We start from the raw sequence: 25,599 nt of genomic DNA, 5'->3' as shown, positions 1-25,599 counted from the left end.
ACTAAAATCGGTTTATATCCAGAAAGCTCACGCACCCATGTCACGCAAACTTTTCGTCACCACCGCTCTGCCCTACGCCAATGGCAATTTCCACATCGGCCACATCATGGAGTACATCCAGGCCGATATCTGGGTGCGGTATCAAAGGATGCAGGGCCATTTGGTGAACTTCGTGGGTGCGGACGACACCCACGGCGCGCCCATCATGATTGCCGCCGAGAAGGCCGGCAAGACGCCGCAGCAGTTTGTGGCCGACATTGCCGCTGGCCGCAAGCCCTACCTGGACGGCTTTCACATCAGCTTTGACAACTGGCACAGCACCGATGCGCCCGAAAACCACGAGCTGGCCCGCCAGATCTACCGCGACCTGCGTGACCGTGCCGACGGCAGCCTCATTGAGGTGCGCACCATCGAGCAGTTCTTCGACCCCGAGAAGAACATGTTCCTGCCTGATCGCTATATCAAGGGCGAATGCCCCAAGTGCCACACCAAGGACCAGTACGGTGACAACTGCGAGGTGTGCGGCGCGGTGTATGCGCCCACCGACCTGATCAACCCGTTCTCGGTCCTCTCCGGCGCCAAGCCTGAACTCAAGAACTCCGAGCACTTCTTCTTCAAGCTGTCCGACCCGCGCTGCGTGGCGTTTCTGGAGAAGTGGACGCAGGACGGAAAATTGCAGCCCGAAGTGGCCAACAAGATCAAGGAATGGTTCTCGGTGCGCACCAACGCGGACGGCTCCAAGAGCGAAGGCCTGGGCGACTGGGATATCTCCAGAGACGCGCCCTACTTCGGCATCGAAATCCCCGACGCGCCGGGCAAGTACTTCTATGTGTGGCTGGACGCGCCCGTGGGCTACCTGGCTTCCTTGAAAAACTTGCTGGACAAGCGGGGCGAAAGCTACGATGCCTATATGGCCAACCCGGCACTGGAGCAGTACCACTTCATCGGCAAGGACATCGTTACCTTCCACACCCTGTTCTGGCCCGCCATGCTGCACTTCAGCGGCCGCAAGACGCCCGACAACGTGTTTGTGCACGGCTTTTTGACCGTGAACAACGGCGAGAAGATGAGCAAGAGCCGCGGCACCGGACTGGACCCGCTCAAGTACCTGAGCCTGGGCATGAATGCCGAGTGGCTGCGCTACTACCTGGCGGCCAAGCTGTCGGCACGCAACGAGGACATTGACTTCAACGCCGATGACTTCATGGCGCGGGTGAACTCGGACTTGATTGGCAAGTACGTGAACATTGCCAGCCGTGCCGCCGGCTTCCTGACCAAGCGCTTTGACGGCAATGTCGCAACCCATTTCAGCGCAGAGGGCGAAACACTCATCCTCAGACTTCGAGAGGCCCGTGACACCATTGCGGCGTTTTACGAACAACGTGAGTACGGCAAAGCGATGCGCGAGGTGATGCTGCTGGCCGATGCCGTCAATAGCTACACCGATGTGGTGAAACCATGGGACCTTGCTAAAAAGGCCGATGCGGTAGACCAACTGCACGATGCATGCTCCGTGCTAATAAACTGTTTTGCCATCCTCACACGCTACCTGGCGCCTGTACTCCCCAATGTCTCAGGCTTCGTACAGCGGTTCCTTGGCTTGCCAATGGACAAATGGTTCGTCACGGGAACCGTGGAGCGAATCGCGCCCTACCACCACCTGATGCAACGTGTCACCCCCGAACAACTTGATGCATTGTTTGAGCCTCCAGCCCTCGTGGAATCTGCGCAAGCAGCTCCTGAATCAATAGCAATCGTACCTGGCGGCGAAGAGATCGCCCCCGCAATCAGCATCGACGACTTCGCCAAGATCGATTTGCGCATTGCCAAAATCGTGAATTGCGAACCGGTGGAAGGCTCCACCAAACTCTTGCGCCTGACACTGGATGTGGGAGAAGGCAAGATGCGCAATGTCTTCAGCGGCATTGCCAGCGCCTACAAGCCGGAAGACCTGGTCGGCAAACTCACCGTGATGGTGGCCAATCTAGCGCCGCGCAAGATGAAGTTCGGCGTCAGCGAAGGCATGGTGCTGGCGGCCAGCCACGCGGATGAAAAAGCCCATCCCGGCATTTATGTGCTGGAGCCGTCAGCCGGCGCGCAGGCAGGCATGCGGGTGCATTAACGCCCGCCTGACATGATTCCCCAGTTGCGCGGCTGGACCTCGGTACAGCGAACCACCCAAAACAATATCCGGCTGGGCGCCACGCTCAGTTTTGTAGCCGGTGCCACCAACGCCGGGGGTTTCCTGGCCGTGGGGCAATACACCTCCCACATGACGGGCATCGTGTCGTCCGTGGCAGACCATCTGGTGCTGGGCCAGATTGCTCTGGCCCTCGCCGGCCTGTTGTCACTGCTCGCATTCATCAGCGGCGCCATGACCACCGCCTGGATGGTGAACTGGGGACTGCGGCGAAAGCTGCAAAGCGCCTATGGCCGCCCCTTGCTGTTGGAGGCCGGGCTGCTGCTGCTGTTTGGCCTGTTTGGGACCGGCATCAATTTTTTTGCCGGCCTGTTTGTGCCGCTCACGGTGCTGGTGCTGTGCTTCATCATGGGCCTGCAGAACGCCGTCATCACCAAAATCTCCAACGCCGAAATCCGCACCACCCACGTCACCGGCCTGGTCACCGATCTGGGCATTGAACTGGGCAAGCTGCTCTATATCAATCGACTGACGCGCGACAAGCTGGTCCTGGCCAACCGCCGCAAGCTGCGCATCCACGTCACCTTGATTTGCAGTTTTTTTGTCGGCGGTCTGCTGGGCGCGGTAGGATTCAAAACCATCGGCTACATCTCCACGGTCCCGCTGTCCATCCTGTTGTTGCTGATGGTCTGGCATCCAGTCATCAACGACGCGAAAAGCTGGATGGAGACGGAATGGCCTCCCCACGATTCTGACCAGGGTCGCTAGCCCGGGTCAGCTGGCAGGCTGTGGCCACGGCGCACCGCCGTCAGAATGCCGCGCAGAATCTCGATCGGCGCGGGCGGACAGCCCGGCACCCAGACATCGACCGGAATCACCCGGGACACCGGCCCGAGGCTGGCGTAGTTTTCGCCAAAAATACCACCATCACACCCGCAGTCTCCCACCGCCACCACCAGTTTGGGGTCGGGCGTCGCGTCAAAGGTGCGCCGCAAGGCGGTCGCCATGTTGCGCGAGACCGGGCCGGTGACCAGCAGCAGGTCGGCGTGGCGCGGGCTGGCCACGAACTTGATGCCCAGTCCCTCGATGTTGTAGTAGGGGTTGCCCAGCGCGTTGATCTCCAGCTCGCAGCCGTTGCAGGAGCCGGCATCCACCATGCGGATGCTCAGGGCCTGGCCCAGCAGGGCCAGCACGTCTGCCTGAATCCGGCCAGCCTCCGCCTGGACTTCATCGCGAGCCTGAGGCGCGGGCTCCGTGCGAATGCCGTTCCTGGCGATCTGCCTGACGATTTTCCAGATCATGAATCCTGCCCCGAGTAGCTGAGGTTGAACGACTTGTTGATGAGCGGAAAGTCAGGGACGATGTTGCCCATGATGGCGTGCTCCAGCACCGGCCAGTTCTGCCAGGACGGGTCGTGAAAGTGGCAGCGACGGATGCGATGCTGGCTGGTGGCGCCCTCCAGTTCCAGCGCCACAAAGACCTCGCCGCGCCAGCCCTCCACCCAACCCGCGCCACGGCTGGCCTGCTCGGGCAGTAACACATCCTGGCGCACCGGCCCGGCGGGAAGCTCGGCCAGAATGTCCCGTATCAGGCGCAGCGACTCGAAGACCTCGTCGAAGCGCACCGCCACGCGCGCGGCCACGTCGCCATTGCGGTGGGTCGCCATTCTGACCTGCAAGCGGTCATACGGCACGCCGGGATGGTCACAGCGCAGGTCCCAGGCCTGCGCACTGGCGCGCCCGGCCAGGCCGGTCAAGCCCAATTGAGCCGCCAGGACTGGCGTCACCCGGCCGGTGGTCATGAAGCGGTCCTGCAAACCCGAATGCTCTTCGTAGATCGCCTGCAGGGTCCGCACTTCGCGCTCCACCGCATCACATTGTTGGCGCAGGCTGTCGATGTGCGCGCGCTCGATATCACGCGCCACGCCGCCGGGCAGCACGCAGTCCATCAATAGGCGATGCCCGAACACTGCATGGGACAGGCGCAGCCAGTCCTCCCGCAGTCGCGAGAACTGCGCCAACCCAAAGGCAAAGGCCGCATCGTTGCCCAGCGCACCCAGGTCGCCCAGGTGGTTGGCGACGCGTTCGCGCTCCAGCAGCAGCGCGCGCAACCAGGAAGCGCGCGCGGGAATGTCGCAGCCGGCCGCTGCTTCCAGCGCCATGCTGTAGGCCCAGGCATAGGCCACGGTGGAGTCGCCCGACACCCGTCCGGCCAATCGGCTGGCCTGCAACGGGGGAAGCTGCGTCATACGCTGCTCGATGCCTTTGTGCGTATAGCCCAGGCGCTGCTCCAGGCGCAGCACCTTCTCGCCCACCACGGAAAAACGGAAATGGCCGGGTTCAATCACGCCGGCGTGCACCGGGCCGACCGCGATCTCGTGCACCCCATCTCCCTCGACGCGGACAAACGGGTAGTCCTGCAACTTTTCCTCAGGAAAAGTCTGTGTGATGTCTGCACCGTGACGCAAGGGAAAGTAGTCTGCCGGCCAGGCGCCATGGTTGAGCCAGGGGCGCTGGTCCTTGGTGCCGGTGGCCTGGATACCCGACAAATCGAAGGCCGCCCGCTGCATTCTGGCGGCTGCCGGAAAGAACGGCACCAGGTCGGGATAGGTGCTCTGGTCCCCCTCCAGCGGCAACGCCAGCCAGACCAAACCGTCCGCCATCACATAGGCGGCACACACGGCGGCACCCGTCGCCGGCGCACCGCCCCACAAGGCCAGCAGTCGCCCGCCGGACTCGCGCACGGCAAAGGCCGCAGCCCGCCAGTCGTCGGCACTGACGCTGGCACGCCAGATCGGCACCGGCGCCTGCATGCCTTGCAGATCAAAACTCAAGCCTGCCATGTTCATCGGTTCAGACTCCCAACATTTTTGCGGCCTGCACGAACCAGGTATTGAGATAGGGCGGAATGTACAAACCCAGGATCAGGGCGAGCGCGAGGTGAATGAACACCGGCAGCAAGGCCGGCGCATGGGCCAGCGGCCGGAGCTTGGTCTCGCCAAACACCATGGGCAGCACCCGGAAAAGCATGGAGGCGAAGGCCACGCCAAGGGCGAGAAACAGAAACGGCGTGGCCCAGGCTTGTTCGCGCATGGCTGTGGTAAGGATGAGGAACTCACTGGCAAAAACACCGAACGGCGGCATGCCCAGAATTGCCATGCTGCCCAGCATCAGGCCCCAGCCCACCGTCGGATTCACCTTGATGAGGCCGCGAATCTCGCTCATGATCTGGCTACCGGCCTTCTGTGTCGCGTGGCCCACCGTGAAGAAAATGGCCGACTTGACGAGGGAGTGCACCGTCATGTGCAGCAGGCCGGCAAAATTGGCGACAGGCCCGCCCATGCCGAACGCAAAAGTGATCAAGCCCATGTGCTCGATCGACGAGTAAGAAAACATGCGCTTGACATCTTTTTGGCGCGAAATAAAGAACGCCGCCACCACCACCGACAGCAAGCCAAAACCCATCATGAGTTGACCGGCCAGCGGCCCCTGCAGGGCGCCGTCGGTCAGCACCTTGCAGCGCAGCACGGCGTACATGGCCACATTGAGCAAGAGGCCGGACAACACGGCCGACACCGGCGTCGGGCCTTCCGCGTGCGCGTCGGGCAGCCAGCTGTGCAAGGGCACCATGCCGACCTTGGCGCCATAACCGATGAACAGAAAAGCAAAAGCGAGCGTGACAATGGACGGGTCAAGCTGGGTCTTGATGGCATCCAGGCTGGTCCACAACAAGGTGGCGCCGTGCGGCCCCAGCACTTTTTCTGCCGCCATGTACAGCAGCACGGTGCCAAACAGCGCCTGGGCAATGCCGACGCCGCACAGAATGAAATATTTCCAGGCCGCCTCCAGGCTGGCTGCGGTGCGGTAGACGCTGACCAGCAGCACGGTGGTCAGCGTGGCGGCCTCCATCGCCACCCAGAGAATGCCCAGGTTGTTGGTGGTCAGCGCCAGCAGCATGGTGAAACTGAACAACTGGTACATGCCGTGGTACAGGCGCATGCGCGGCGGCGTCATTTTGCCGCGGTCTTGCTCGACGCGCATGTAGGGCCGGGAAAACAGGGCCGTGGTGAGCCCGACAAAAGCGGTCAGGGTGACCAGAAACACATTGAGCGGATCGATGTAGAACTGCTTGTCCCAGACAAAAACAGGTCCGTCGGCAATGATCTGCACCGTGAGAAAGCCAGCGGCCACAAAGGTCGCCAGACTGAAAGCGACGTTGATGTTGCGCGCGAAATCGCGATGACCGGTGAACGCGAGCACCGCACTGCCCGCCAGCGGGAATCCCAGAACAAAAAACAAGGCTTGCAAAGTCAATCTTCCTTGAGCGCTTCGAGGTTGTGGATGTCCAGGCTATCGAATTTTTCGCGGATCTGGAACATGAATACGCCCAAAATCAAAACGCCCACCAGCACATCCAGCGCAATGCCAAATTCCACGATCATGGGCATGCCGCTGGTGACCGTGGTGGCGGCAAAAATCAGTCCGTTTTCCATCGACAGAAAGCCGATCACCTGCGGCACGGCCTTGGAACGGGTGATCATCATCATGAAGGAGAGCAGCACGCAGGCCAGCGCGATGCCCAGCGCGCCGCCGGCCATGGAGGAAGACAGGCGCGAGATCGGCAAGGCCAGGCTGAAGGAAAAAATCACCAGTCCGATACCGACCAGCATGGTGGTCGGTATGTTGATCAGCGTTTCCACATCCCAGCGCACGTTAAGGCGACGAATGACCCGGTGCAGCAACACGGGAATCAAAATGACCTTGAGTACCAGCGTCAGGCCGGCTGACACATAAAGGTCCGGCTGGTTCGTGGCATAGCCGAGCAGGATGGACGCCGCCACCAGGGCCGCCCCCTGCAGGGTGAAGAGATTGATCAGGGAGACGATGCGCCGCTGCGAGATCATGGCAAACGACAGCATCAAAATCAGGGTGGCAAACAGGTTGACCAACTGGGGCAGGAACTTGATCATGAGACCCCCAGCAAGACATTAACCAGCAGGCCGATCACGGCCAGCATGAAAGCCGTGGCGAGAAACTCCGGCACGCGAAAGATACGCATCTTTGCGCTGAGCGTCTCGATGAGCGCCAGGAAAATACCGCCGACGGCCAGCTTGACGATCAGCACCGGCAATGCCAGCAGCAGCGCCAGCGGCGCATGGGCTTCGGCCACGCCCCAGGGGAAAAACAGCGCCAGCCCCATGCAGGAATAGGCAAACAGTTTCAGGCTGGCCGCCCATTCGAGCAGCGCCAGGTGGCGTCCGGAATACTCCAGGATCAGGGCCTCGTGGATCATGGTGAGTTCCAGATGGGTTTCCGGGTTGTCCACCGGCACGCGCGCGTTCTCCGCCAGCGACACCATGGTGAACGCTACACCGGCCACCAGCAGGCTGGGGTAGATCGCCAGATCCCGGTGCGCCAGCGTTTCGACAATCGTGGTGAGCGAGGTCGAGCGGGAAATCATGGAGGCGCAAAACAACACCATCAGCAAGGCGGGTTCGGCCAGAAATCCCACCAACATCTCACGCCGCGCGCCGAGCGTGCCAAAGGCGGTGCCCACATCCATCGCCGCCAGCGAGATGAAGACCCGCGCCAGCGCAAACAGACCCACCAGCGCAATAGCGTCTGCCGCCGGCGACAAGGGCAGGTCGGTGGACAAGGTCGGAATGATGGCACTGGCCAGCAACATGCAGCCAAAGACAATGTAAGGGGTTATGCGAAACAGCGTTGACGCATGTTCGGCCAGCACAGATTCCTTGTTGAACAGCTTGTGCAAGACGCGGTAGGGCTGCAGCAACCCCGGGGCCGATTTGTTCTGCAGACGCGCGCGCCACTGGTTGACCCAGCCCGACAACAAGGGCGCGAGCAGCAGCGCCATCGCAATCGCCATCAATTGAGATATGAGTCCGAGGATGCTCATTGCTTCACCACCAGCAACACCACGATCAGGGTCACGAAGCTGTACATCAGGTAGACCGCGATGCGCCCCTGCTGCAGCAGGCCGATCAGTCTGGAGCAACGCTCGACCACGGCCACCACCGGCAGGTACAGCCAATGCCACAGCGGGTCCTCCACCGTCACAAGGTAGCGCGGATGCTCATCGAAAGACGTGGGCAGCTCCCGCTTCATGCGAAACATGGGCTCGAAGATTTGCCGGATGGGCTGGCCAAAACCTTCCGCCGTGTCCTGCATGCGGGCGGTTTGCCAGGGATAACCGCAGTCCCAGGGCGGCGCGCGGCGGGTACCGCCCTTGAACAACTTGCGAACCAGCAGGTAAGCCAGGGCAAAGCAGGCCAGCACGCCCAACAAGAAGATCGCCGGCGAGTAACTCGCGCGCTCAATGCTCACGGGCACCAGCAACCAGCCATTGGCCGCCACCGTCTGCGCCAGGCCCGCCGAGACCAGCAGTTGCGTCACCGGGTCCAGCAGCGCAATCACCTGGTTGGGCAGCAGTCCTAACACCACACAGCCTGCCGCCAGCCAGAGCATGCCCATGCGTTCCCAGGTGCCGGCATCATGCGCCCCCGAGAGTTTTTCTTCACGCGGCTGGCCGAGGAAAATAACGCCAAAGTACTTGACCATGGTGAAGCCGGACAGTGCGGCAATCAGGGCTATCAACGCCGCCACCACGGGCACCAGCATGTTGAGAAAGGAACTGGGCAGACCGGTGGTGAACAGAAAGCTTTGCAGCAGCAGCCACTCCGCGACAAAGCCGCCAAATGGCGGCAAGCCGGCACAGGCCAACACACCGATCAGACTGGGCCAGGCGACCCAGGGCATGTAGCGAATCAGGCCGCCCAGCTTGCCCAGGCTGCGCTCACCGGTGGCATGCAAGACGGCGCCGGTGCTGCAGAAGAGCAGACTCTTGAAAAAAGAGTGGCTCACCAGGTGATACAAGCCCGCTGTCAGCGCCAGGGCAGACAGCGCCTTCATGCCGTAGCTTGAGAACAGCAGGGACAAACCGAAACCCGCGCACATCAAGCCCACGTTTTCAATTGAGGAATAGGCCAGCAAGCGCTTCATTTCCACTTGCACCGTGGAGAAGATGACCCCGAACAGTGCGGTCGCCAAGCCAATCGCCATCAGCATCACACCCCACCACCAGATGCGCGTTTGCAGCAGATCGAACGACACCCGCAACACGCCATAGAGTGCGATCTTCAGCATCACGCCACTCATCAGGGCCGACATGGGCGACGGAGCGGCCGGATGCGCCTCGGGCAACCAGGCGTGCAAGGGCAGCAGGCCGGCCTTGGCGCCAAAGCCAAACACCGCCAGCACAAAGGCGACCGATGCCCAGAACGGCGACAAGTGCTGCGCCCGCATATTGGCAAAGGTGTAGTCGCCGGTGTTGGCCTGCAAGACACCAAAACACAGCAGAATGCCCAGAGCGCCGATGTGCGCTACCAGCATGTAGAGATAGCCCGCATGGCGAATTTCCGGAATGCGGTGATTCGCCATGACGAGGAAGAACGAGGAAAAAGCCATGGTCTCCCAGACCACCATGAAGGCGTAGGCATCGTCGGCGATCACCACCATGGCCATGCTGGCCAGAAATACGTGGTACTCCAGACAGATCAGGCCGGGCGGCGTGCCCTCCCCCTGGCGAAAATAACCGGCCGCAAACAGCGACACGCCGGCCGATACGCCGCCGATCACCATCAGGAAGAAGGCCGACAGACTGTCCAGGCGCAGGTGAAAAGGCAGCTGGGGCAGGCCAATGGGCAGCACGGCCACCTCGGGCCCAGTCCCCACAGCACTTAAGCCCACGCCCAGCAACAGGAGGGAGAAAAACCCGCTGGCCGGGAACAGCACCGTCGCCACCAACCTGAAACGCCGCAGGGCCAACACCCCCATCACACCCATCAAAAGCCAGGCAGCGACCACCACCAGAACCCAGTCGAGATGGACCCAAGCGGCAGGATGGGGAAAACTGTTCATGCAGCGTCAGCAGGAAAACAGATTCGAATACACATGTTACCAATAGTACACGCTGACTGCGGGCGCCAAGGTCCACCGCGACCCCGGTAAAATGCGGCAAAGAGGTTTAGCACATGAATATTTTCTACCGTCCCAAGTACCAGTCTGAAGTGACCCAGTTCATTGCTCAGCTCAAGGCCAAAGATCCGGAGTTGGAGGCCAAACAGCGCCAGGGCCGCGAACTGCTGTGGGACAAAGCGGTTGACCGCAGCGCCTGGAGCGAGTACCGCGAAGCCGAGGTAGAGCAGAAGCCCTACGTCTACCAGACCGAACCAAAATAACGGCATTTTAGGCCTCCAGCCCTTGACGAACATGCGCCGGCAGCTATATATTTAATAGCAAATGAATGTCTGTCATGGTTGACATGGTTGGCAGCGCCGAGCTGCTCATCCGCAGCACACCCGACGTACCCGGCACGCCGGACGTGGTTGACCACGTCGCCGTGGCGCGGCTGTATGGCGAGCCACTGTTTGCCATGCCGCGCGATTTGTACATTCCGCCGGATGCGCTGGAAGTCTTTCTGGAAGCGTTTGAAGGTCCGCTGGATCTGTTGCTGTATCTGATCCGCAAGCAGAATTTCAATATTCTGGACATCCCCATGGCGGGCGTGACGCGCCAGTACCTGATCTATGTCGATGAGATTCGCGGCCGCAATCTGGAGCTGGCGGCCGAATACCTGCTGATGGCGGCCATGCTGATTGAAATCAAGTCACGCATGCTGTTGCCGCCGAAGAAGGTGGCCGAGGGACAAGAGGCCGAAGACCCGCGCGCTGAACTGGTGCGCCGTCTGCTGGAATACGAGCGCATGAAGCTGGCCGGCGCCAAGCTCAACGCCGTGCCCCAGTTTGGCCGCGATTTCCTCAAGGCGCAGGTGTATATCGAGCAGTCGCTGCAGCCGCGTTTCCCGGATGTGAACGTGGTCGATCTGCAGGAAGCCTGGCGCGACATTCTCAAACGCGCCAAACTGGTACAGCACCACAAGATCACGCGCGAAGAGCTGTCGGTGCGCGAACACATGAGCATGGTGCTCAAGAAATTGCAGGGGCGCCGTTTTGTCGAATTCGAGGAGCTGTTTGACGCCAGCAAAGGCACGCCGGTATTGGTCGTCACATTCATCGCCATGCTCGAGCTCGCCAAAGAAACCCTGATTGAAATCACCCAGGCCGAAGTATTTGCCCCCATTTACGTCAGACTGGCCTACTCACCCGCATGAATGTGCGAACCCTGGCACCCCCGTGCCAACTTCTGTAATGTCTTCTACCACCCTTCATTTTGACGTGCTGATTGTCGGCAGCGGTCTGGCCGGACTCAGTGCCGCCCTGCTATTGGCACCCACCCAACGCGTTGCCGTCATCACCAAACGCGCCGTGCACGAGGGCTCCAGCGGCTGGGCCCAGGGCGGCATTGCCGCCGTCTGGAGCAAGGACGACAGCTTTGAGGCCCATGTTGACGACACACTGATCGCCGGCGCCGGCCTGTGCGACCTGGCCGCCACGCGCTTCGTGGTGGAGCAGGCGCCGCAGGCGATTGCCTGGCTGCAGACGATGGGTGTGCCGTTCTCCGAAGAAGCTGGCCAGTTGCACCTGACCCGCGAAGGCGGCCACAGTGCGCGGCGCATTGTGCATGTGACCGATGCCACCGGCGCGGCCGTGCAGCGTACCCTGATTGAGCGCGTGCGCCAGACGCCCAACATCACCCTGTTTGAAAACCACACCCTGGTGGACCTGATCACCGACGCCAAGCTGGCCTCGCACGGCGGCGGTGCCCCGAGCGCAGTCCGCGGCCAGTGCCTGGGTTTGTACGCGCTGGACGAAGCCACCGACGAAGTGCTCACCTTCCAGGCACCACACACCATTCTGGCCACCGGCGGCGCCGGCAAGGTCTACCTCTACACCACCAATCCGGACACGGCCACCGGCGACGGCATTGCCGCCGCTTGGCGCGCTGGCTGCCGGGTGCAGAACATGGAGTTCATCCAGTTCCACCCGACCTGCCTGTACCACCCGCACGCCAAATCCTTCCTGATCAGCGAAGCGGTGCGCGGCGAAGGCGGCCGCCTGCTGCTGCCGGACGGCACGCGTTTCATGCCGCAGCACGACCCGCGCGCCGAACTGGCGCCGCGCGACGTGGTGGCGCGCGCCATCGACTTCGAGATGAAAAAAGGCGGGCTGGATTGCGTCTACCTGGACATCTCGCACCAGCCTCTGAGCTTTCTACAGGAACATTTCCCGAACATCTACGCCCGTTGCCTGGAGCTGGGCATAGACATCTCCAAACAGCCGATTCCGGTAGTGCCGGCGGCGCATTACACCTGCGGCGGTGTCGTGGCCGATCTGGCCGGGCGCACTGATTTGGATGGCCTGTACGCCATTGGCGAAACCGCTTGCAGCGGCCTGCACGGTGCCAACCGCCTGGCCAGCAACTCGCTGGTGGAATGCATGGTGTTTGCCCAAGCCACGGCGCAGGCAATCACCCAAGCCACGGCGACACCGGCACCCACACTGCCGGCCTGGGACGACAGCCGCGTGAGCGATGCCGACGAAGCCGTGGTGATTTCGCACAACTGGGATGAGTTACGCCGCTTCATGTGGGACTACGTCGGCATTGTGCGCACCAACAAACGGCTGGAACGCGCTGCCCACCGCATTGCCCTGCTGAAGGGTGAAATCCAGGAGTATTACGCGCACTTCCACGTCACGCGTGACCTGCTGGAGCTACGCAACCTGGTGCAGGTGGCGGACCTGATCGTGCGCAGCGCCCAGGCCCGCCATGAAAGCCGCGGCCTGCATTTCAGCCGTGACTACCCTGAACTCGCCCCGGTGGCGCTGCCCACCATTCTGACGCCTTTGAGCGTCGCCGGGCCGCCCCAAGCCGCGAAGACGAAATGACTTACAGCGTCAAGGAAATTTTCTACACCCTGCAGGGCGAAGGTGCACAGGCTGGCATGCCGGCCGTGTTCTGCCGTTTTGCCGGCTGCAACCTGTGGAGCGGCCGCGAAGAAGACCGTGCCAGCGCCGTCTGCCGCTTCTGCGATACCGACTTTATCGGCACCGACGGCACGCTGGGTGGCAAGTTCGCACAGGCCGAGCAGCTGGCCGACCAGATCGAAGCCCAATGGCCCGCCGGTGACCGGGCGAATCGCCTGACCGTGCTGACGGGCGGCGAGCCCCTGCTGCAAGTCGACACCGCATTGATCGATGCGCTGCACGCGCGTGGTTTTCGCATCGCTGTGGAAACCAATGGCACTGTTGCCGCACCCGCCGGTATCGACTGGCTCTGCGTCAGCCCCAAGGCCGGCGCCCCCTGGGTGCAGCAGCAGGGCCAGGAACTCAAACTGGTCTGGCCCCAGCCCGCGCTGGACCTGCAGACCATGGCGACCACCGGCGAGTTCAGCCACCGTTTCCTGCAACCGATGGACAGCCCCAAGCAGGCCGCCAACATGAGCACCTGCATCGACGCCTGCCTGCAGCACCCGGTCTGGCGCCTGAGCCTGCAAACCCACAAAATCAGCGGCATCCGCTGAGACTCCGAACCCCATGTTATTCACTGTCAGTCAACGTTTTTTCTTCGACGCCGCCCACACCCTGAAACGGGAGATCGAGGCCGAGGGCAGTCGCCGCATCCATGGCCATACCTACCACGCCGAGGTCTCTTTGTCCGGCCCGCGCGACCCCGTCACCGGCATGGTGATCGACCTGGGCCTGCTGCGCCAGGCCTTGGGCGAGCTGCGCGAACGACTGGACCACCACATGCTCGACGAGGTGCCTGACCTGGGCCCGCCGACGCTGGAAAATCTGTGCCTGTTCATCGCCCAGGCGCTGCCCGACCTGGGTCCACCACTGCGCCGCGTGCGCGTCTGGCGCGACGCCGTGGGCGACGCCTGTACGCTGGAGCTTCAGCCCTGAGACCGGCGCGCCCTCGCCCTGTTTCCGTTCCCGTTCACATTGATTCCGAGGAGACTTCCATGTTCCGCACCCTGCTCAAATCCAAGATCCACCGCGTCGCCGTGACCCACTGCGAGCTGCACTACGAAGGCTCGTGCGCCATCGACGAAGACCTGCTGGACGCCGCCAACCTGGTCGAGAACGAACAGATCCACATCTGGAACATCAACAACGGCGAGCGCTTCATCACCTACGCCATCAAGGGTGCACGCGGCTCCGGCATGATTTCGGTCAACGGCTCGGCGGCACGCCGCGCCGCCGTCGGCGACCTGATCATCATTGCCGCCTTTGGCCAGGTGCACAACGACCAAGTCGCCGGGCATGAGCCGCAACTGGTGTTCGTCGACGACAAGAACAAGCAGACCGAATTGCGCCACAAGGTGCCAACGCAGCAGCTGTGACGACGCGAACTGACGGTCATTCGGCCAGCACCCCATCGTCCACGCTGGCCGCACGCAGCCTGGCCGCTGTCTGGCATCCCTGCACCCAGATGCAGCGCGCAGCCCAAGTGCCGCCGCTGGCAATCACGCGCGGCGAAGGGCCGTGGCTGTTCGATGACAGCGGCCGTCACTACTTCGACACCAGCAGTTCCTGGTGGGTCAACCTGTTCGGCCATGCCGACGCCCGCATCAACGCAGCACTCAAGGAGCAGCTCGACACCCTGCCACACGTCATGCTGGCGGGTTGCACCCACGCCCCGGCGGTGGAACTGGCCGAACGCCTGTCGGCCTTGACCGGTGGCGTACTCGGGCATTGCTTTTTCGCCAGTGATGGTGCCTCGGCGGTGGAGATTGCGCTCAAGATGAGCTTTCACCACTGGCGCAATCGGGGACGAGGCGATAAGCGCGAGTTCGTTTGCTTGCGCCAGGGTTACCACGGCGAGACACTGGGCGCGCTGGCGGTGACCGACGTGGCCGTGTTCCGCGACGCCTACGACCCGCTGCTGATGCGCGTGCACCAAGTGATGTCGCCCGATGCGCGCCAGGCCATTGCGGGCGAGTCCGCTGTCGATGTGGCGATGCGCGCCGCCGCAGCGCTGCAGGCACTGTTTGAAACCCGCCACGAGCAGATTGCCGCCCTGATCCTGGAGCCGCTGGTGCAGGGCGCCACCGGCATGGCAATGTACGACCCGGCCTACCTGCGCGCCGTGCGCGCGCTGTGTGACCGGTTTGAGGTGACGCTGATTGCGGATGAGATTGCAGTCGGCTGCGGCCGCACCGGCACCTTTTTTGCCTTCGAGCAGGCCGCGCTGGTGGGTGAACCCGCCATCTGGCCGGACCTGGTCTGCCTGTCCAAGGGCATCAGCGGCGGCTATTTGCCGCTCTCGCTGGTGCTGTCACGCGACAGCATTTTTGAGGCCTTTCTCGACGACGACGTGGCGCGCGGCTTCCTGCATTCGCATTCCTACACCGGCAATGCGCTGGCCTGCCGCGCGGCGCTGGCGGTACTCGATCGCTTTGAGCAGGATGAGGTGCTGCGGCGCAACCGGGAGCAAGCGGCCATCCTGACCACGGCGCTGGCGCCACTGGCCAGCGATCCGCGCATCGAGCACTTTCGCCAGCTCGGCATGATCTGGGCCTTTGAGGTGCGCGAGCCGCTGATGGGGCCGCGTTTTTCCGAGCGCTTCCACTTGGTCGGCCGGGAGCACGAACTGCTGATCCGACCGATCGGGCGCACCATCTACCTGATGCCGCCTTACGTGCTCACCGAGGCTTTGTCGCTATGGCTGGCCGAGCGTCTGCTGGCGACACTGAACGATGTTTTGAAGCAAAGTCCTCCTGATGTTGATAGAACACCTGAACCGCCAACTGCGTGAGCGCGAAGTGCTGGCGCTGAAACGCCAGCGCCGCATCACCGAGTCGCCCTGCGCGCCACACCAACGCGTCAGCCGGGACGGCCAGCCGGCGCGTGATTTGCTGGCGTTTTGCAGCAACGATTACCTGGGCCTGGCGAATCACCCGGCGCTGATCCAGGCACTGGCGGACGGTGCCCGGCAATTCGGCGCCGGCAGCGGCGCCTCGCACCTGATCAACGGCCACTCGCGCGCCCATGCCACGCTCGAAGATGAGCTGGCGGACTGGCTGGCGCCCAGCATTCCGCAGGCCCTGGCGCTTTATTTTTGTACCGGCTACATGGCCAATCTCGCCCTGCTCACCGCCCTGGGCGACGCTAGCGCCACGATCTTTGCCGACAAACTCAACCACGCATCGCTGATCGATGGCGCGCTGTTGGCCAAGGCGCCAATGCAGCGCTATCCACACGGCCAGCTGGCGCTGCTGGCGCGCCAGCTGGCGCGCTGCACGACACCGGTCAAGCTGATCGTGACCGACGCCGTCTTCAGCATGGACGGCGACCTGGCCGATCTGCCGGCCTTGCTGGCGCTGGCCGAGCGCTTCGACGCCTGGTTGATCGTGGACGACGCCCACGGTTTTGGCGTGCTGGGTGACAAGGGCCGCGGCAGCCTGGCGCATTTCAATCTGCGCAGCGAGCGCCTGATCTACATGGGCACGCTGGGCAAGGCCGCGGGACTCGGTGGTGCTTTTGTCGCGGCGCACCCGAGCATCATCGAGTGGCTGGTGCAATCGGCCCGCCCCTATATTTACACCACCGCCGCGCCACCGGCCGTGGCCCATGCCTTGCGCGAAAGCCTGCGCCTGATCGGTGGCGAGGAGGGTCAACAACGACGCGCCCACCTGCAGCAACTGATTGTTCAGTTGCGCACGCAACTCACAACCCTGATTGCAGCACACCCGAAGCTGGGCTGGCGCTTAAGCGACTCGGCCACCGCGATCCAGCCGCTCATCATCGGCGACAACGCCGCCGCACTGGCGCTGGCCGCCGCGCTGGACGCGCAGGGCCTGTGGGTGCCGGCGATCCGCCCGCCGACAGTGCCCGCCGGCACGGCCAGGCTGCGCATCACGCTCAGCGCGGCGCACAGTGCCGCCGACGTGCAGCAGTTGCTCGACGGCCTGACTCGCGCCGCGCAAGATTTGACCGGGACAGTGGCATGAGCCGGCTCTCTCCATCCACTGCGCACGCCCCAATGACCCAGCCGGCCCGGTTGCACGGCTGCTTCGTCACCGGCACCGACACCGAGGTTGGCAAGACCCGCATCAGCGCCGCCTTGCTGCACTGCCTGGCCCAGGCAGGCTGGTCCAGCGCCGGCTTCAAGCCGGTGGCCGCCGGCACCAGCCTGATCGACGGCCAATGCGTCAACGAGGATGTGCGTGCCCTGCGTCAAGCCAGTTCACTGGCGCTGACCGACGCCGAGGTCGGGCCCTGCCAGTTGGAGACCGCCTGCGCGCCGCACATCGCTGCCGCCCTGCAAAACGAGGCGATTGACCGTGCCGCCCTCCTGCGCGCGGCGCAGGCGCTAGCAAGCCGGGCCGATGTGCTGGTGATCGAGGGCGTCGGTGGCTTTTGCGTGCCGCTGGGCCCCGACTGGGACACGTCCGACCTGGCCTGCGATTTCCAGTTGCCCGTCGTGCTGGTGGTGGGCTTGCGCTTGGGCTGCATCAACCATGCTTTGCTCACGGCGCAGGAGGTGCGCGCGCGCGGCCTGCGCCTGCTTGGCTGGATTGGCAACGTCGTTGACGCAAACATGCCCTGGGTCGATGAGAACATCGCCTGTCTGCGCGAGCGCCTGTGGCAACAACATGGCGCGCCCTGCCTCGGCCTGGTACCGTGGCTGGCGCAGCCCACGCCGGCCAAGGTTGCCGCCCACCTGGACACAGCCGCTTTGACTTCTGTTTTAGCCCCCGTTTTGACCTCTCCTTCTTCTTTGGCATCCTCCTGAAAGACCCAACATGACCACCATTTCCATCGTCCCAGTGTCATCCCTGCGCAGCGCTCCGGCACGAACCGTCACACCAGACGTCCCACAACGCTGGCCAGTCGCCGAGATCGAGGCCCTGTACGCGCTGCCCTTTATGGATTTGCTGTTCCGTGCCCAGCAAGTGCATCGCGAACACTTTGACGCCAACGAGGTGCAGCTGTCCACGCTGCTGTCGATCAAGACCGGCGGCTGTTCCGAGGACTGCGGCTACTGCCCGCAAGCCTCAACGGCCGACAGCGGCATCGAGGCCAGCAAACTGATGCCGCTGTCCGAGGTGATCGAGGCAGCGCAAGCGGCCAAAGACCAGGGCGCGACCCGCTTTTGCATGGGCGCCGCCTGGCGCAGCCCGAAGGAACGCGACATGGAACGCGTGACCGACATGGTGCGCGAAGTGCGCGCCCTGGGCCTGGAGACCTGCATGACCTTGGGCATGCTCGAAGCCGAGCAGGCCCAGGCCCTGAAGGACGCCGGGCTGGACTATTACAACCACAACCTGGACAGCGCGCCCGAGTTCTACGAGAGCATCATCACCACCCGCACCTACCAGGACCGGCTCGACACATTGACCCATGTGCGTAGCGCCGGCATCAACGTGTGCTGCGGCGGCATCGTCGGCATGGGCGAGTCCCGGACCGAGCGCGCCGGACTGATCGCCCAACTGGCCAACCTCCACCCCTACCCCGAGTCAGTGCCAATCAACAACCTGGTCGCCGTCGAGGGCACGCCGCTGGCCAACACCGCGCCGCTGGACCCGTTCGAGTTTGTGCGCACCATTGCCATCGCCCGCATCACCATGCCGCTGACCATGGTGCGGCTGTCGGCCGGGCGCGAACAGATGGATGAAGCCCTGCAGGCCTTGTGTTTCCTGGCCGGTGCCAACTCGATTTTTTACGGCGACAAGCTGCTCACCACCAGCAACCCGCAGGCGGATCGGGACCGCCAGCTGTTTGCGCGCCTGGGCCTAAAGGCACAGGGCGAGCGGCCCGCGGCGTCAACCCAGACGTGCTGAACTGATGAATGCCGTGCTGGCGCCGGTCCAGTCGGAGCGCCCCCTCATCGATGACTCGTTTCTAGCCAATCCGTATCCGACCTACCGGGCGCTGCGCGAGGCCGGCCCGATCCACTGGAGCGAGGAGTTCTTTGGCGGCGCCTGGCTGCTGACGCGCCATGCCGATGTCGAGCTGGTGCTGAAGGACCCGCGCTTTTCCGCGCAGCGCACCGGCGCCTGGATCAAGGACCGGGAGGAGAATCCCGGCGAACTGGGTGGCTTCCAGCGCCTGTTCGCGCGCGCCCTGCTATTCCTGGATGCGCCTGACCATCCACGCATCCGCAAGGTGATGAACGCGGGCTTTCGCCCCGAGGTGATTCACAAGCTGGTGCCGCACATCGAACAAATCATCACCGGCCTGCTGGATCAGGTCGAAGCGGATGTGGCGGCGACCGACACCTTCGATTTCATCGAGCGCGTGGCGCGGCCCTTGCCGGTGCAGGTGATCACCCGGCTGCTGGGCATCGAGCGCGGGCAGCGCGCCGATTTCATGGCCTGGTCGGACGAGCTGGCCATCTTCATCGGCACGGCGCAGCCGACGCGGACTCAGGCGCGCCGTGCCCAGACCAGCCTGCTGGCCATGTGCGACTATTTCGAGAGCCTGCTGGCGCACAAACGCCTGGCGCCCGGTGACGATCTGGTGAGCCGGCTGGTGCAGTCCGAAGCGGCTGGCGAGATCGAAAGCGGGCCGGAACTGCTGGCGCAGTGCGCCATGTTGCTGTTCGCCGGCCACGAGACCACGCGCCACCTGCTGGGTAGTGGGCTGCAAGCCCTGCTGAGCCATCCCGAGCAGTGGCGGCAGCTCCAACAAGACCCGGCGCTGCTGCCGGGCGCTGTGCGCGAGCTGCTGCGCTTTGACCCGCCGGTGCAGTACACCGGACGGCGCGTGGCAACCGATCTGGTCTTGCACGGCCAGCGGCTGCGACGCGGCGAGCTGGTGCTGCCGCTGATCGGTGCCGCCAACCGGGACCCGGCGCGTTATGCCGAACCCGACACGCTGGACATCACGCGCAGCGAGGGCGCTTCGCTGACCTTCGGCTCGGGAGCGCATGTGTGCATTGGTGCAGCGCTGACGCGCATGGAAGCCGAGATGGTCTTGCGCCAGGTGCTGCAGCGCTGGCCCGATCTGAGCCTGCTTGATGCCGCGCCGCGCTGGGGCAGCAACCCGGCCTACCGGGGGCTCATGACATTGCCACTGCGTCGCACGGCCACCACCTGAACGGCGGCGCTCAGACCAGCACGGCGTCGATCCAGCCGCGCAGGCTGTTGACAAAGGCCAGACCCGTGGCGCACGGCAGATCTTCCACCCGCACCACCGCCTCCACCAGCCGCCCCTCACGCAAAAAGCGGGCACGGCCGATGCCGTCCAGCAGCCCACAACGCAAGGGTGGCGTCACCCAACGCCCGTCGAGTTGCACCGCCACGTTGCCGCGCGTGCACTCGGTCAGTTCGCCCTGCCGGTTCCACAGCAGGGTGTCAAATGCGCCAGGCACGCGGGGCGCGAAGGCGTCGTAATGCGCACGCCGCGTGGTCTTGAAACGTACGAACTCGCTTCCCGCTTCCTCAAAGGCCGTCGATGCCAATGCCAGTTGGACGAGGGCCGGTGAAGCCTCCATCGCATGGGCCTCAACCTGCGCTTGGCCGCGCGCATTCAACAACAGGCGTACGCGCCACAGACCCTGGCGATGCGCGTCGGCCAGTTGTTGCAAACTAACTTCGACCCGCGCCACATCCAACGGATAGCCAAAATGCACGGCGGCACGAGCCAGGCGCGCCAGATGATCCGGCGCATTGCGCAATACGCCGTCTTGCAGGGCCAGCGTCTCCAGCAACTCAAACGGCTGGCTGGCGCGCTCCAGAAAAGCGCGCTTGTGGCGCCACTCCTGCCACTCGCCGTCCGCCGTGGCATCGGCCGTGATGCCGCTGCCAATACCACAGCGAACCGCGCCACCCTTGACCGTGACGGTGCGGATCGCCACATTGAAAGTGGCCGCGCCGCCAGGCCGGACCACGCCCACCGCGCCGCAATAAACGCCGCGCGGATCGGGCTCCAGGCTTTTGATCATCTGCATGGCGCGCACCTTGGGCGCACCAGTGATCGAACCGCAAGGAAAAAGCGCCGCAAACACATCGGCCAGCGTCGTGCCGGCCCGGGTGCGCGCCTCGACGTCCGAGGTCATCTGCCACACACTCGGCAGCGCCTCCAGCCGGAACAGATGCGGCACCCGCACCGAAAACGGCTGCCCCACGCGCGACAGATCGTTGCGAATCAGGTCCACGATCATCACGTTCTCGGCCCGCTCCTTGGCCGAAGCGCGCAGCTGGGCCGCCAGCGCCGCGTCATCCTCGGGCGTGGCACCGCGCGGCGCCGTGCCCTTCATCGGGCGCGCCAGGATGCGTTCGCCGTCCCAGTCAAAAAACAGCTCGGGCGACACCGACAGCACCTGCTCGTCGCCGGTGTCGATGTACGCGGCATAACCACCCGGCTGCGCCCGCCGCAACGCCATGAACAGGTCGCACGGGGCGCCCTGCATCACGCCATGCAAGGGCGCCGTGTAGTTGAGCTGGTAGAGCTCGCCGTCAGCAACGGCCCGGTGAATTTCCGCCATGCCCTGGTCAAATGCCGTCCGCGTCAGGCTCTCGTGCCACTGCGCTGTCGCTATCCCGCCCGCCTCACCCTCGGGCCAGGGCTGCGGGGTGTCGTGCACGCCAAACCAGGCGAGCGGGCCGTCGGCCTCATGTACCGCCAGCGCCGAATCAAAGGCCGCACCAGCCTCGTAGCGCAAATAGCCCACGCACCAGCGGCCCTGTCGCGCCAGCGCCTGCACCGCGTCCAGCAACGGCCGAACCTGCGCCGGGGTATGCGCCACCAGCGTCTGGCTTGGGGCGCCAAAGGCACAGCGCACGGGCGCGTTGCCTCCTGCGGCGCCGGTGCGGGCAAAATCAATCAGCGTTTGCATGGGAATCGCGCATGGAATTATGTGGCTTGTCAGAGAGAAATATCATGGATGCCAAGCATAGCCGGATCGACTAGACTCGCGGCACCCAATGACTTGTCCCTCGACCACGGCCATGACGACTCCAACCCCCAATCCCGCTTCGCCTTACGGCACCCTGCCCCCCACCTCCGCCCCCGCGCTGCGCAAACCGATCAGCCTGCCCCGTCTGCTGGAGATGCACGCGCGTGGCGAGAAAATCACCATGCTCACCGCCTACGACGCCACCTTTGCGGCCGTGGCTGACGCGGCCGGCGTGGACTGCATTCTGGTGGGCGATTCACTGGGCATGGTGTGCCAGGGCCTGAGCAGCACCGTCGGCGTGACACTGGAAACCATGTGCTACCACGTCGAAAGCGTGGCACGCGGCCTGCGCCGCTCGCAAGCCACAGCCTGGCTGATTGGCGACCTGCCATTTGGCGCCTACCATGAATCCAAGGAACAGGCGCTGCGCAGCGCCGCCGCGCTGATGCAAGCCGGCGCCCACATGGTCAAGCTGGAGGGCGGTGGCTGGACCGCTGACACCGTGCGTTTTCTGGTCGAACGCGGCATCCCCGTGTGCGCTCATCTGGGCCTGACACCGCAAACCGTGCACGCCCTGGGCGGCTACCGGGTGCAAGGCAAGACCGCCGAATCAGCCGCCCTGCTGAAGGGCCAGGCGCATGAATTGCAGCACGCCGGTGCCACGCTGCTGGTGCTGGAGATGGTGCCCGCTGCGCTGGCGGCAGAACTAACGCTGGAACTGGCGCACTGCCCGACCATTGGTATTGGTGCGGGCAAGGACACCGCCGGGCAGGTGCTGGTGCTGCATGACATGCTGGGGGTGAACCTGGGCAAGATGCCCAAATTTGTGCGCAACTTCATGACCGGTGCGCCCGGCATCCGCGAGGCCATGCAAGCCTATGTCACCGCTGTCAAAGACGGCTCATTCCCCGACAACACCCAGCACGCCTGGTAACCCCCTTTAATCAGTTGAGGACAGCGCTGCGCTTCGCCACGGCCTGTCCCGCAAAGCACTATGAAAATCGTTCACACCATCACCGAGCTGCGCGCGCACCTGACGCAGTTCAAGCACCCCGCCTTCGTGCCCACCATGGGCAATCTGCACGAGGGCCATCTGGCCCTGATCGCTCAGGCCAAGCCGCTGGGCGACGTCACCGTGGCCAGCATCTTTGTCAACCGTCTGCAATTTTTGCCACACGAGGACTTTGACACCTACCCGCGCACCTGGGACTCCGATTGCGCCAAGCTGCAGGCGGCCGGCTGCGACGTGCTGTTTGCCCCCAACGAGCAAGAGCTCTACCCCGAGCCGCAAACCTTCAAGGTGCATCCGCCCACTGAGTTGGCCGACATCCTGGAGGGCTTCTTTCGCCCCGGTTTTTTTGTCGGCGTCTGCACGGTCGTGATGAAGCTGTTTGCCTGCGTGCAGCCGCGCGTGGCCGTGTTCGGCAAAAAGGACTACCAGCAACTGATGATCGTCCGGCGCATGGTGCAGCAATTCGCCCTGCCGATCGAGATCGTGGGCGGAGAAACCACACGCGCCCCCAACGGGCTAGCGCTGTCCTCGCGCAATGGCTACCTCAGCGAGAGCGAACGCGCTGAGGCGGTGCAGTTGTCGATGGCGCTCAAAGGCTTGGCTGCGGTGTTGAAAGCTGGCGCCACCGACATCGCGGTGCTGGAAGCGCAAGCGATGAAGTCCCTGACCGCACGCGGCTGGCAACCGAACTACCTGGTGGTGCGACGACGCAGTGATTTGCAAGCCCCGACGCCGAGTGATTTATTGGGCGAGGCGCTGGTGGTGCTGGGCGCGGCGAAAATCGGCGCGACGCGGCTGATCGACAATTTCGAAGTTTGAGCCGATTCATCCATTTGAATTTTCAGATGTGTGAAAAACCGCATCCGGTGCCATACAACACGGTTGCCCAACCATGTGTTCTATGGCCACCCAGGGTGCGTGGACATTATGTTGAGCCTTTCAGGTATTTCGTATGTTCCAAAACACTTATAAAATTACGCACAATCCAGTTATCTTGTTGGTGTCGAAATACACCTGCCAGTAGTGCTCTGTATGGCAATAGGGGCGCACGGCCAGTTTGGGGCCGAACTCGTTGAACTCCAGAATCTCCACGTCCACCACCGGTGTTTTGGCAATATTGGCGACCTTGGACACCGACTCCTTCAACAGGGCCATGGCTTGGTGCGCGTCGGCGCTACCGGCCAGTTGTGCGACCAGTTCCACACGCCGGTAGGGATTGGCCGAGAAGTTCTTGATGTCGCTCCCCATGACCTTGCCGTTGCCAACGATGGTCTTGACGTTGTCAGGGGTGGTCAACGTGGTGCCAAACAAACCCAGCTCCACGCCGGCACCCGCCACCATGTGGATCAAACAGCGGCCGATGACAAAAAACAGCAATCGCGCCCAAGGCCTTGAGGCCAAAAGCCACCAAAATGGGTTGTGCCTGATCGATCCAGGTGGCGATTTTGCCAGTGTCCATGGCTTGCTTCCAACAAAAAAAATTTGAACAATACTCACCCTCGCCGGATCTGGAACGACTCGCCCTCGCCGATTTGAACCAACTCAAACGAGTTGACCTTGCGTTTGATCAATCGCTGAAATGGCGGGCAGAACCCGGACAAGGCAGTGGGTGCTGCGCAGGCCCGATGGTGACCGGCGCCTAAAATCGACAGCTCGCCGGCGACCTGGCATCGCTTCACTTTTTAGCTACTACAAAACGTAAACACCGTGCCGGTATTTCGCGACGATTTCCCACGCTGGCAACAGCTCATCACGCCGAGCTGGCTTGACCGCCTCATGGCCGGCGTCGCGGTGCGCGCCGCGCCGGCCAGTCATTGGTGCTTGCTGGAGGTGGATTGTGGTGCGCTTGATGCGTTTTTGCAGTGTCACATACCCGGTGCCGCCTACCTGGACACCGCTCGTCTGGAAGAAGGGCCGTTCTGGAACAAGGTCGCAGACGCCGCCTTGCTGCAAGTGCTGCTGGGCCTGGGCATCCGCCACGACACCACGGTTATTCTGTATGGCCGCAACATGACCGCTGCGGCGCGGGCCGCCCATCTGATGTTGTATGCCGGCGTCACGGACGTGCGTTTGCTGGATGGCGGCGTCCACGCCTGGTTGCGCGCCGGCCTGCCGTGCGCGACAGGCGCGCCGCAGCGCTACGCAGCCGCCACCCGCTTTGGCGCGACCTTTCCGGGCCGTCCGCACTACCTGATCAACATGCGTCAGGCGAAAGCGCTTTTATGGCAGTCCGATGGCGCGTTGGCCAGTATCCGGACCTGGGATGAATTCACCGGCAAGACCTCCGGCTATAGCTACATCCAGGCCCGGGGCGACATTCCCGGCGCACGCTGGGGTCGTGCCGGCACTGGCACGGATATGAACAACATGAGTGCATTTCATGGGTCGGATGGCAGCATGAGACCGGCCAGCGATATCTGCCAGTTCTGGCGCGACCAAGGCCTACACCCGGGCCTGCAAACCGCGTTTTATTGCGGCACGGGCTGGCGCGCATCGCTGGCTTTCTTCTATGCCTGGCTGATGGGCTGGGAGCGGATCAGTGTGTACGACGGCGGCTGGTTTGAGTGGAGCCATGCAGAGCCGGTCTTCAGCGAAACGATCCGGCAATAACGGTATCGCTCGGC

At 63.3% G+C, this 25,599-nt stretch carries 24 protein-coding genes; 16 read left to right on the top strand and 8 right to left on the bottom strand.

What is annotated here, in order from left to right; genetic code table 11:
• Nucleotides 1-37 precede the first annotated feature (37 nt).
• Together metG and C5P05_RS31105 are read left to right on the top strand one after the other, a co-directional pair.
• Complete coding sequence (metG, locus tag C5P05_RS31110; protein ID WP_114973743.1) at nt 38-2,122, top strand: methionine--tRNA ligase; 2,085 nt, start codon at nt 38-40, stop codon at nt 2,120-2,122.
• A 12-nt stretch (nt 2,123-2,134) separates the two neighbouring features.
• On the top strand, nt 2,135-2,908 hold the full coding sequence (locus C5P05_RS31105; protein WP_114973742.1) for a YoaK family protein: 774 nt from the start codon (nt 2,135-2,137) through the stop codon (nt 2,906-2,908).
• Here C5P05_RS31105 and C5P05_RS31100 read toward each other — a convergent pair.
• Genes C5P05_RS31100 through hyfB form a run of 6 tightly spaced genes read right to left on the bottom strand, consistent with a single transcriptional unit; the run spans nt 2,905 to nt 10,077 of the window.
• The gene (locus C5P05_RS31100) at nt 2,905-3,438 is read right to left on the bottom strand and encodes an NADH-quinone oxidoreductase subunit B family protein (RefSeq protein ID WP_114974174.1); all 534 of its coding nucleotides are present in this window, start codon (nt 3,436-3,438) and stop codon (nt 2,905-2,907) included. The genes C5P05_RS31105 and C5P05_RS31100 overlap by 4 nt on opposite strands.
• On the bottom strand, nt 3,438-4,988 hold the full coding sequence (locus C5P05_RS31095) for an NADH-quinone oxidoreductase subunit C (protein WP_114973741.1): 1,551 nt from the start codon (nt 4,986-4,988) through the stop codon (nt 3,438-3,440). Before C5P05_RS31095 ends, C5P05_RS31100 begins: the two co-directional genes overlap by 1 nt.
• Nucleotides 4,989-4,992: 4 nt before the next feature.
• Nucleotides 4,993-6,447, bottom strand: coding sequence for a hydrogenase 4 subunit F (locus C5P05_RS31090; RefSeq protein ID WP_114973740.1), 1,455 nt, complete (start codon nt 6,445-6,447; stop codon nt 4,993-4,995).
• 2 nt (nt 6,448-6,449) lie between these two features.
• Entirely contained in the window at nt 6,450-7,109 is a 660-nt protein-coding gene (locus tag C5P05_RS31085) for a formate hydrogenlyase (RefSeq protein ID WP_114973739.1), read from the bottom strand.
• Entirely contained in the window at nt 7,106-8,056 is a 951-nt protein-coding gene (locus tag C5P05_RS31080; protein ID WP_114973738.1) for a respiratory chain complex I subunit 1 family protein, read from the bottom strand. The genes C5P05_RS31085 and C5P05_RS31080 overlap by 4 nt, the downstream gene beginning before the upstream one ends.
• Nucleotides 8,053-10,077, bottom strand: a complete 2,025-nt coding sequence (gene hyfB / locus C5P05_RS31075; protein ID WP_114973737.1) for a hydrogenase 4 subunit B — start codon at nt 10,075-10,077, stop codon at nt 8,053-8,055. Before hyfB ends, C5P05_RS31080 begins: the two co-directional genes overlap by 4 nt.
• A 113-nt stretch (nt 10,078-10,190) precedes the next feature.
• Between hyfB and C5P05_RS31070 the strand changes: the two genes are divergently transcribed.
• The 11 genes from C5P05_RS31070 to C5P05_RS31020 all read left to right on the top strand — a co-directional run bounded on the left by C5P05_RS31070 (nt 10,191) and on the right by C5P05_RS31020 (nt 20,162).
• Entirely contained in the window at nt 10,191-10,397 is a 207-nt protein-coding gene (locus C5P05_RS31070) for a DUF3460 family protein (RefSeq protein ID WP_114973736.1), read from the top strand.
• An 83-nt stretch (nt 10,398-10,480) separates the two neighbouring features.
• Nucleotides 10,481-11,329 carry a segregation and condensation protein A gene (locus C5P05_RS31065; RefSeq protein WP_114974173.1) on the top strand — a complete coding sequence of 283 codons (849 nt, stop codon included), beginning with the start codon at nt 10,481-10,483 and terminating at the stop codon, nt 11,327-11,329.
• A 37-nt stretch (nt 11,330-11,366) separates the two neighbouring features.
• On the top strand, nt 11,367-13,004 hold the full coding sequence (gene nadB, locus C5P05_RS31060; RefSeq protein WP_114973735.1) for an L-aspartate oxidase: 1,638 nt from the start codon (nt 11,367-11,369) through the stop codon (nt 13,002-13,004).
• Nucleotides 13,001-13,639, top strand: a complete 639-nt coding sequence (gene queE / locus C5P05_RS31055) for a 7-carboxy-7-deazaguanine synthase (protein WP_114973734.1) — start codon at nt 13,001-13,003, stop codon at nt 13,637-13,639. Before nadB ends, queE begins: the two co-directional genes overlap by 4 nt.
• A gap of 13 nt (nt 13,640-13,652) precedes the next feature.
• On the top strand, nt 13,653-14,021 hold the full coding sequence (locus C5P05_RS31050; RefSeq protein ID WP_114973733.1) for a 6-carboxytetrahydropterin synthase: 369 nt from the start codon (nt 13,653-13,655) through the stop codon (nt 14,019-14,021).
• Between the two features lie 59 nt (nt 14,022-14,080).
• The gene (panD, locus tag C5P05_RS31045) at nt 14,081-14,461 is read left to right on the top strand and encodes an aspartate 1-decarboxylase (protein ID WP_114973732.1); all 381 of its coding nucleotides are present in this window, start codon (nt 14,081-14,083) and stop codon (nt 14,459-14,461) included.
• On the top strand, nt 14,458-15,876 hold the full coding sequence (gene bioA, locus C5P05_RS31040; RefSeq protein WP_114973731.1) for an adenosylmethionine--8-amino-7-oxononanoate transaminase: 1,419 nt from the start codon (nt 14,458-14,460) through the stop codon (nt 15,874-15,876). Before panD ends, bioA begins: the two co-directional genes overlap by 4 nt.
• The gene (gene bioF / locus C5P05_RS31035; RefSeq protein WP_114973730.1) at nt 15,842-17,071 is read left to right on the top strand and encodes an 8-amino-7-oxononanoate synthase; all 1,230 of its coding nucleotides are present in this window, start codon (nt 15,842-15,844) and stop codon (nt 17,069-17,071) included. The genes bioA and bioF overlap by 35 nt, the downstream gene beginning before the upstream one ends.
• Nucleotides 17,068-17,856, top strand: coding sequence for a dethiobiotin synthase (gene bioD / locus C5P05_RS31030; RefSeq protein ID WP_232834742.1), 789 nt, complete (start codon nt 17,068-17,070; stop codon nt 17,854-17,856). The genes bioF and bioD overlap by 4 nt, the downstream gene beginning before the upstream one ends.
• Before the next feature lie 10 nt (nt 17,857-17,866).
• Entirely contained in the window at nt 17,867-18,904 is a 1,038-nt protein-coding gene (bioB, locus tag C5P05_RS31025) for a biotin synthase BioB (protein WP_114973728.1), read from the top strand.
• Nucleotides 18,905-18,908: 4 nt separating this feature from the next.
• Nucleotides 18,909-20,162, top strand: a complete 1,254-nt coding sequence (locus C5P05_RS31020; protein WP_114973727.1) for a cytochrome P450 — start codon at nt 18,909-18,911, stop codon at nt 20,160-20,162.
• A gap of 10 nt (nt 20,163-20,172) precedes the next feature.
• Here C5P05_RS31020 and pabB read toward each other — a convergent pair whose 3' ends face one another.
• Nucleotides 20,173-21,903, bottom strand: coding sequence for an aminodeoxychorismate synthase component I (gene pabB, locus C5P05_RS31015; RefSeq protein WP_114973726.1), 1,731 nt, complete (start codon nt 21,901-21,903; stop codon nt 20,173-20,175).
• Nucleotides 21,904-22,015: 112 nt separating this feature from the next.
• Between pabB and panB the strand changes: the two genes are divergently transcribed.
• Both panB and panC read left to right on the top strand, forming a co-directional pair.
• Nucleotides 22,016-22,897, top strand: coding sequence for a 3-methyl-2-oxobutanoate hydroxymethyltransferase (panB, locus tag C5P05_RS31010; RefSeq protein ID WP_114973725.1), 882 nt, complete (start codon nt 22,016-22,018; stop codon nt 22,895-22,897).
• Nucleotides 22,898-22,957: 60 nt separating this feature from the next.
• On the top strand, nt 22,958-23,794 hold the full coding sequence (gene panC / locus C5P05_RS31005) for a pantoate--beta-alanine ligase (RefSeq protein ID WP_114973724.1): 837 nt from the start codon (nt 22,958-22,960) through the stop codon (nt 23,792-23,794).
• Nucleotides 23,795-23,941: 147 nt separating this feature from the next.
• Here the strand turns inward: panC and C5P05_RS31000 are convergent, their stop codons facing one another.
• Entirely contained in the window at nt 23,942-24,352 is a 411-nt protein-coding gene (locus C5P05_RS31000) for a mechanosensitive ion channel family protein (protein ID WP_420130792.1), read from the bottom strand.
• A gap of 330 nt (nt 24,353-24,682) precedes the next feature.
• On the opposite strand from C5P05_RS31000, the gene C5P05_RS30995 reads away from it, so the two are divergent.
• Nucleotides 24,683-25,585 carry a sulfurtransferase gene (locus tag C5P05_RS30995; protein WP_232834741.1) on the top strand — a complete coding sequence of 301 codons (903 nt, stop codon included), beginning with the start codon at nt 24,683-24,685 and terminating at the stop codon, nt 25,583-25,585.
• The last annotated feature ends 14 nt before the right edge of the window (nt 25,586-25,599 follow it).

The organism is Rhodoferax ferrireducens (genome assembly GCF_003347515.1).
GTDB lineage: Bacteria > Pseudomonadota > Gammaproteobacteria > Burkholderiales > Burkholderiaceae_C > Rhodoferax.
This window is presented reverse-complemented; position numbering and strand designations above follow the sequence as displayed.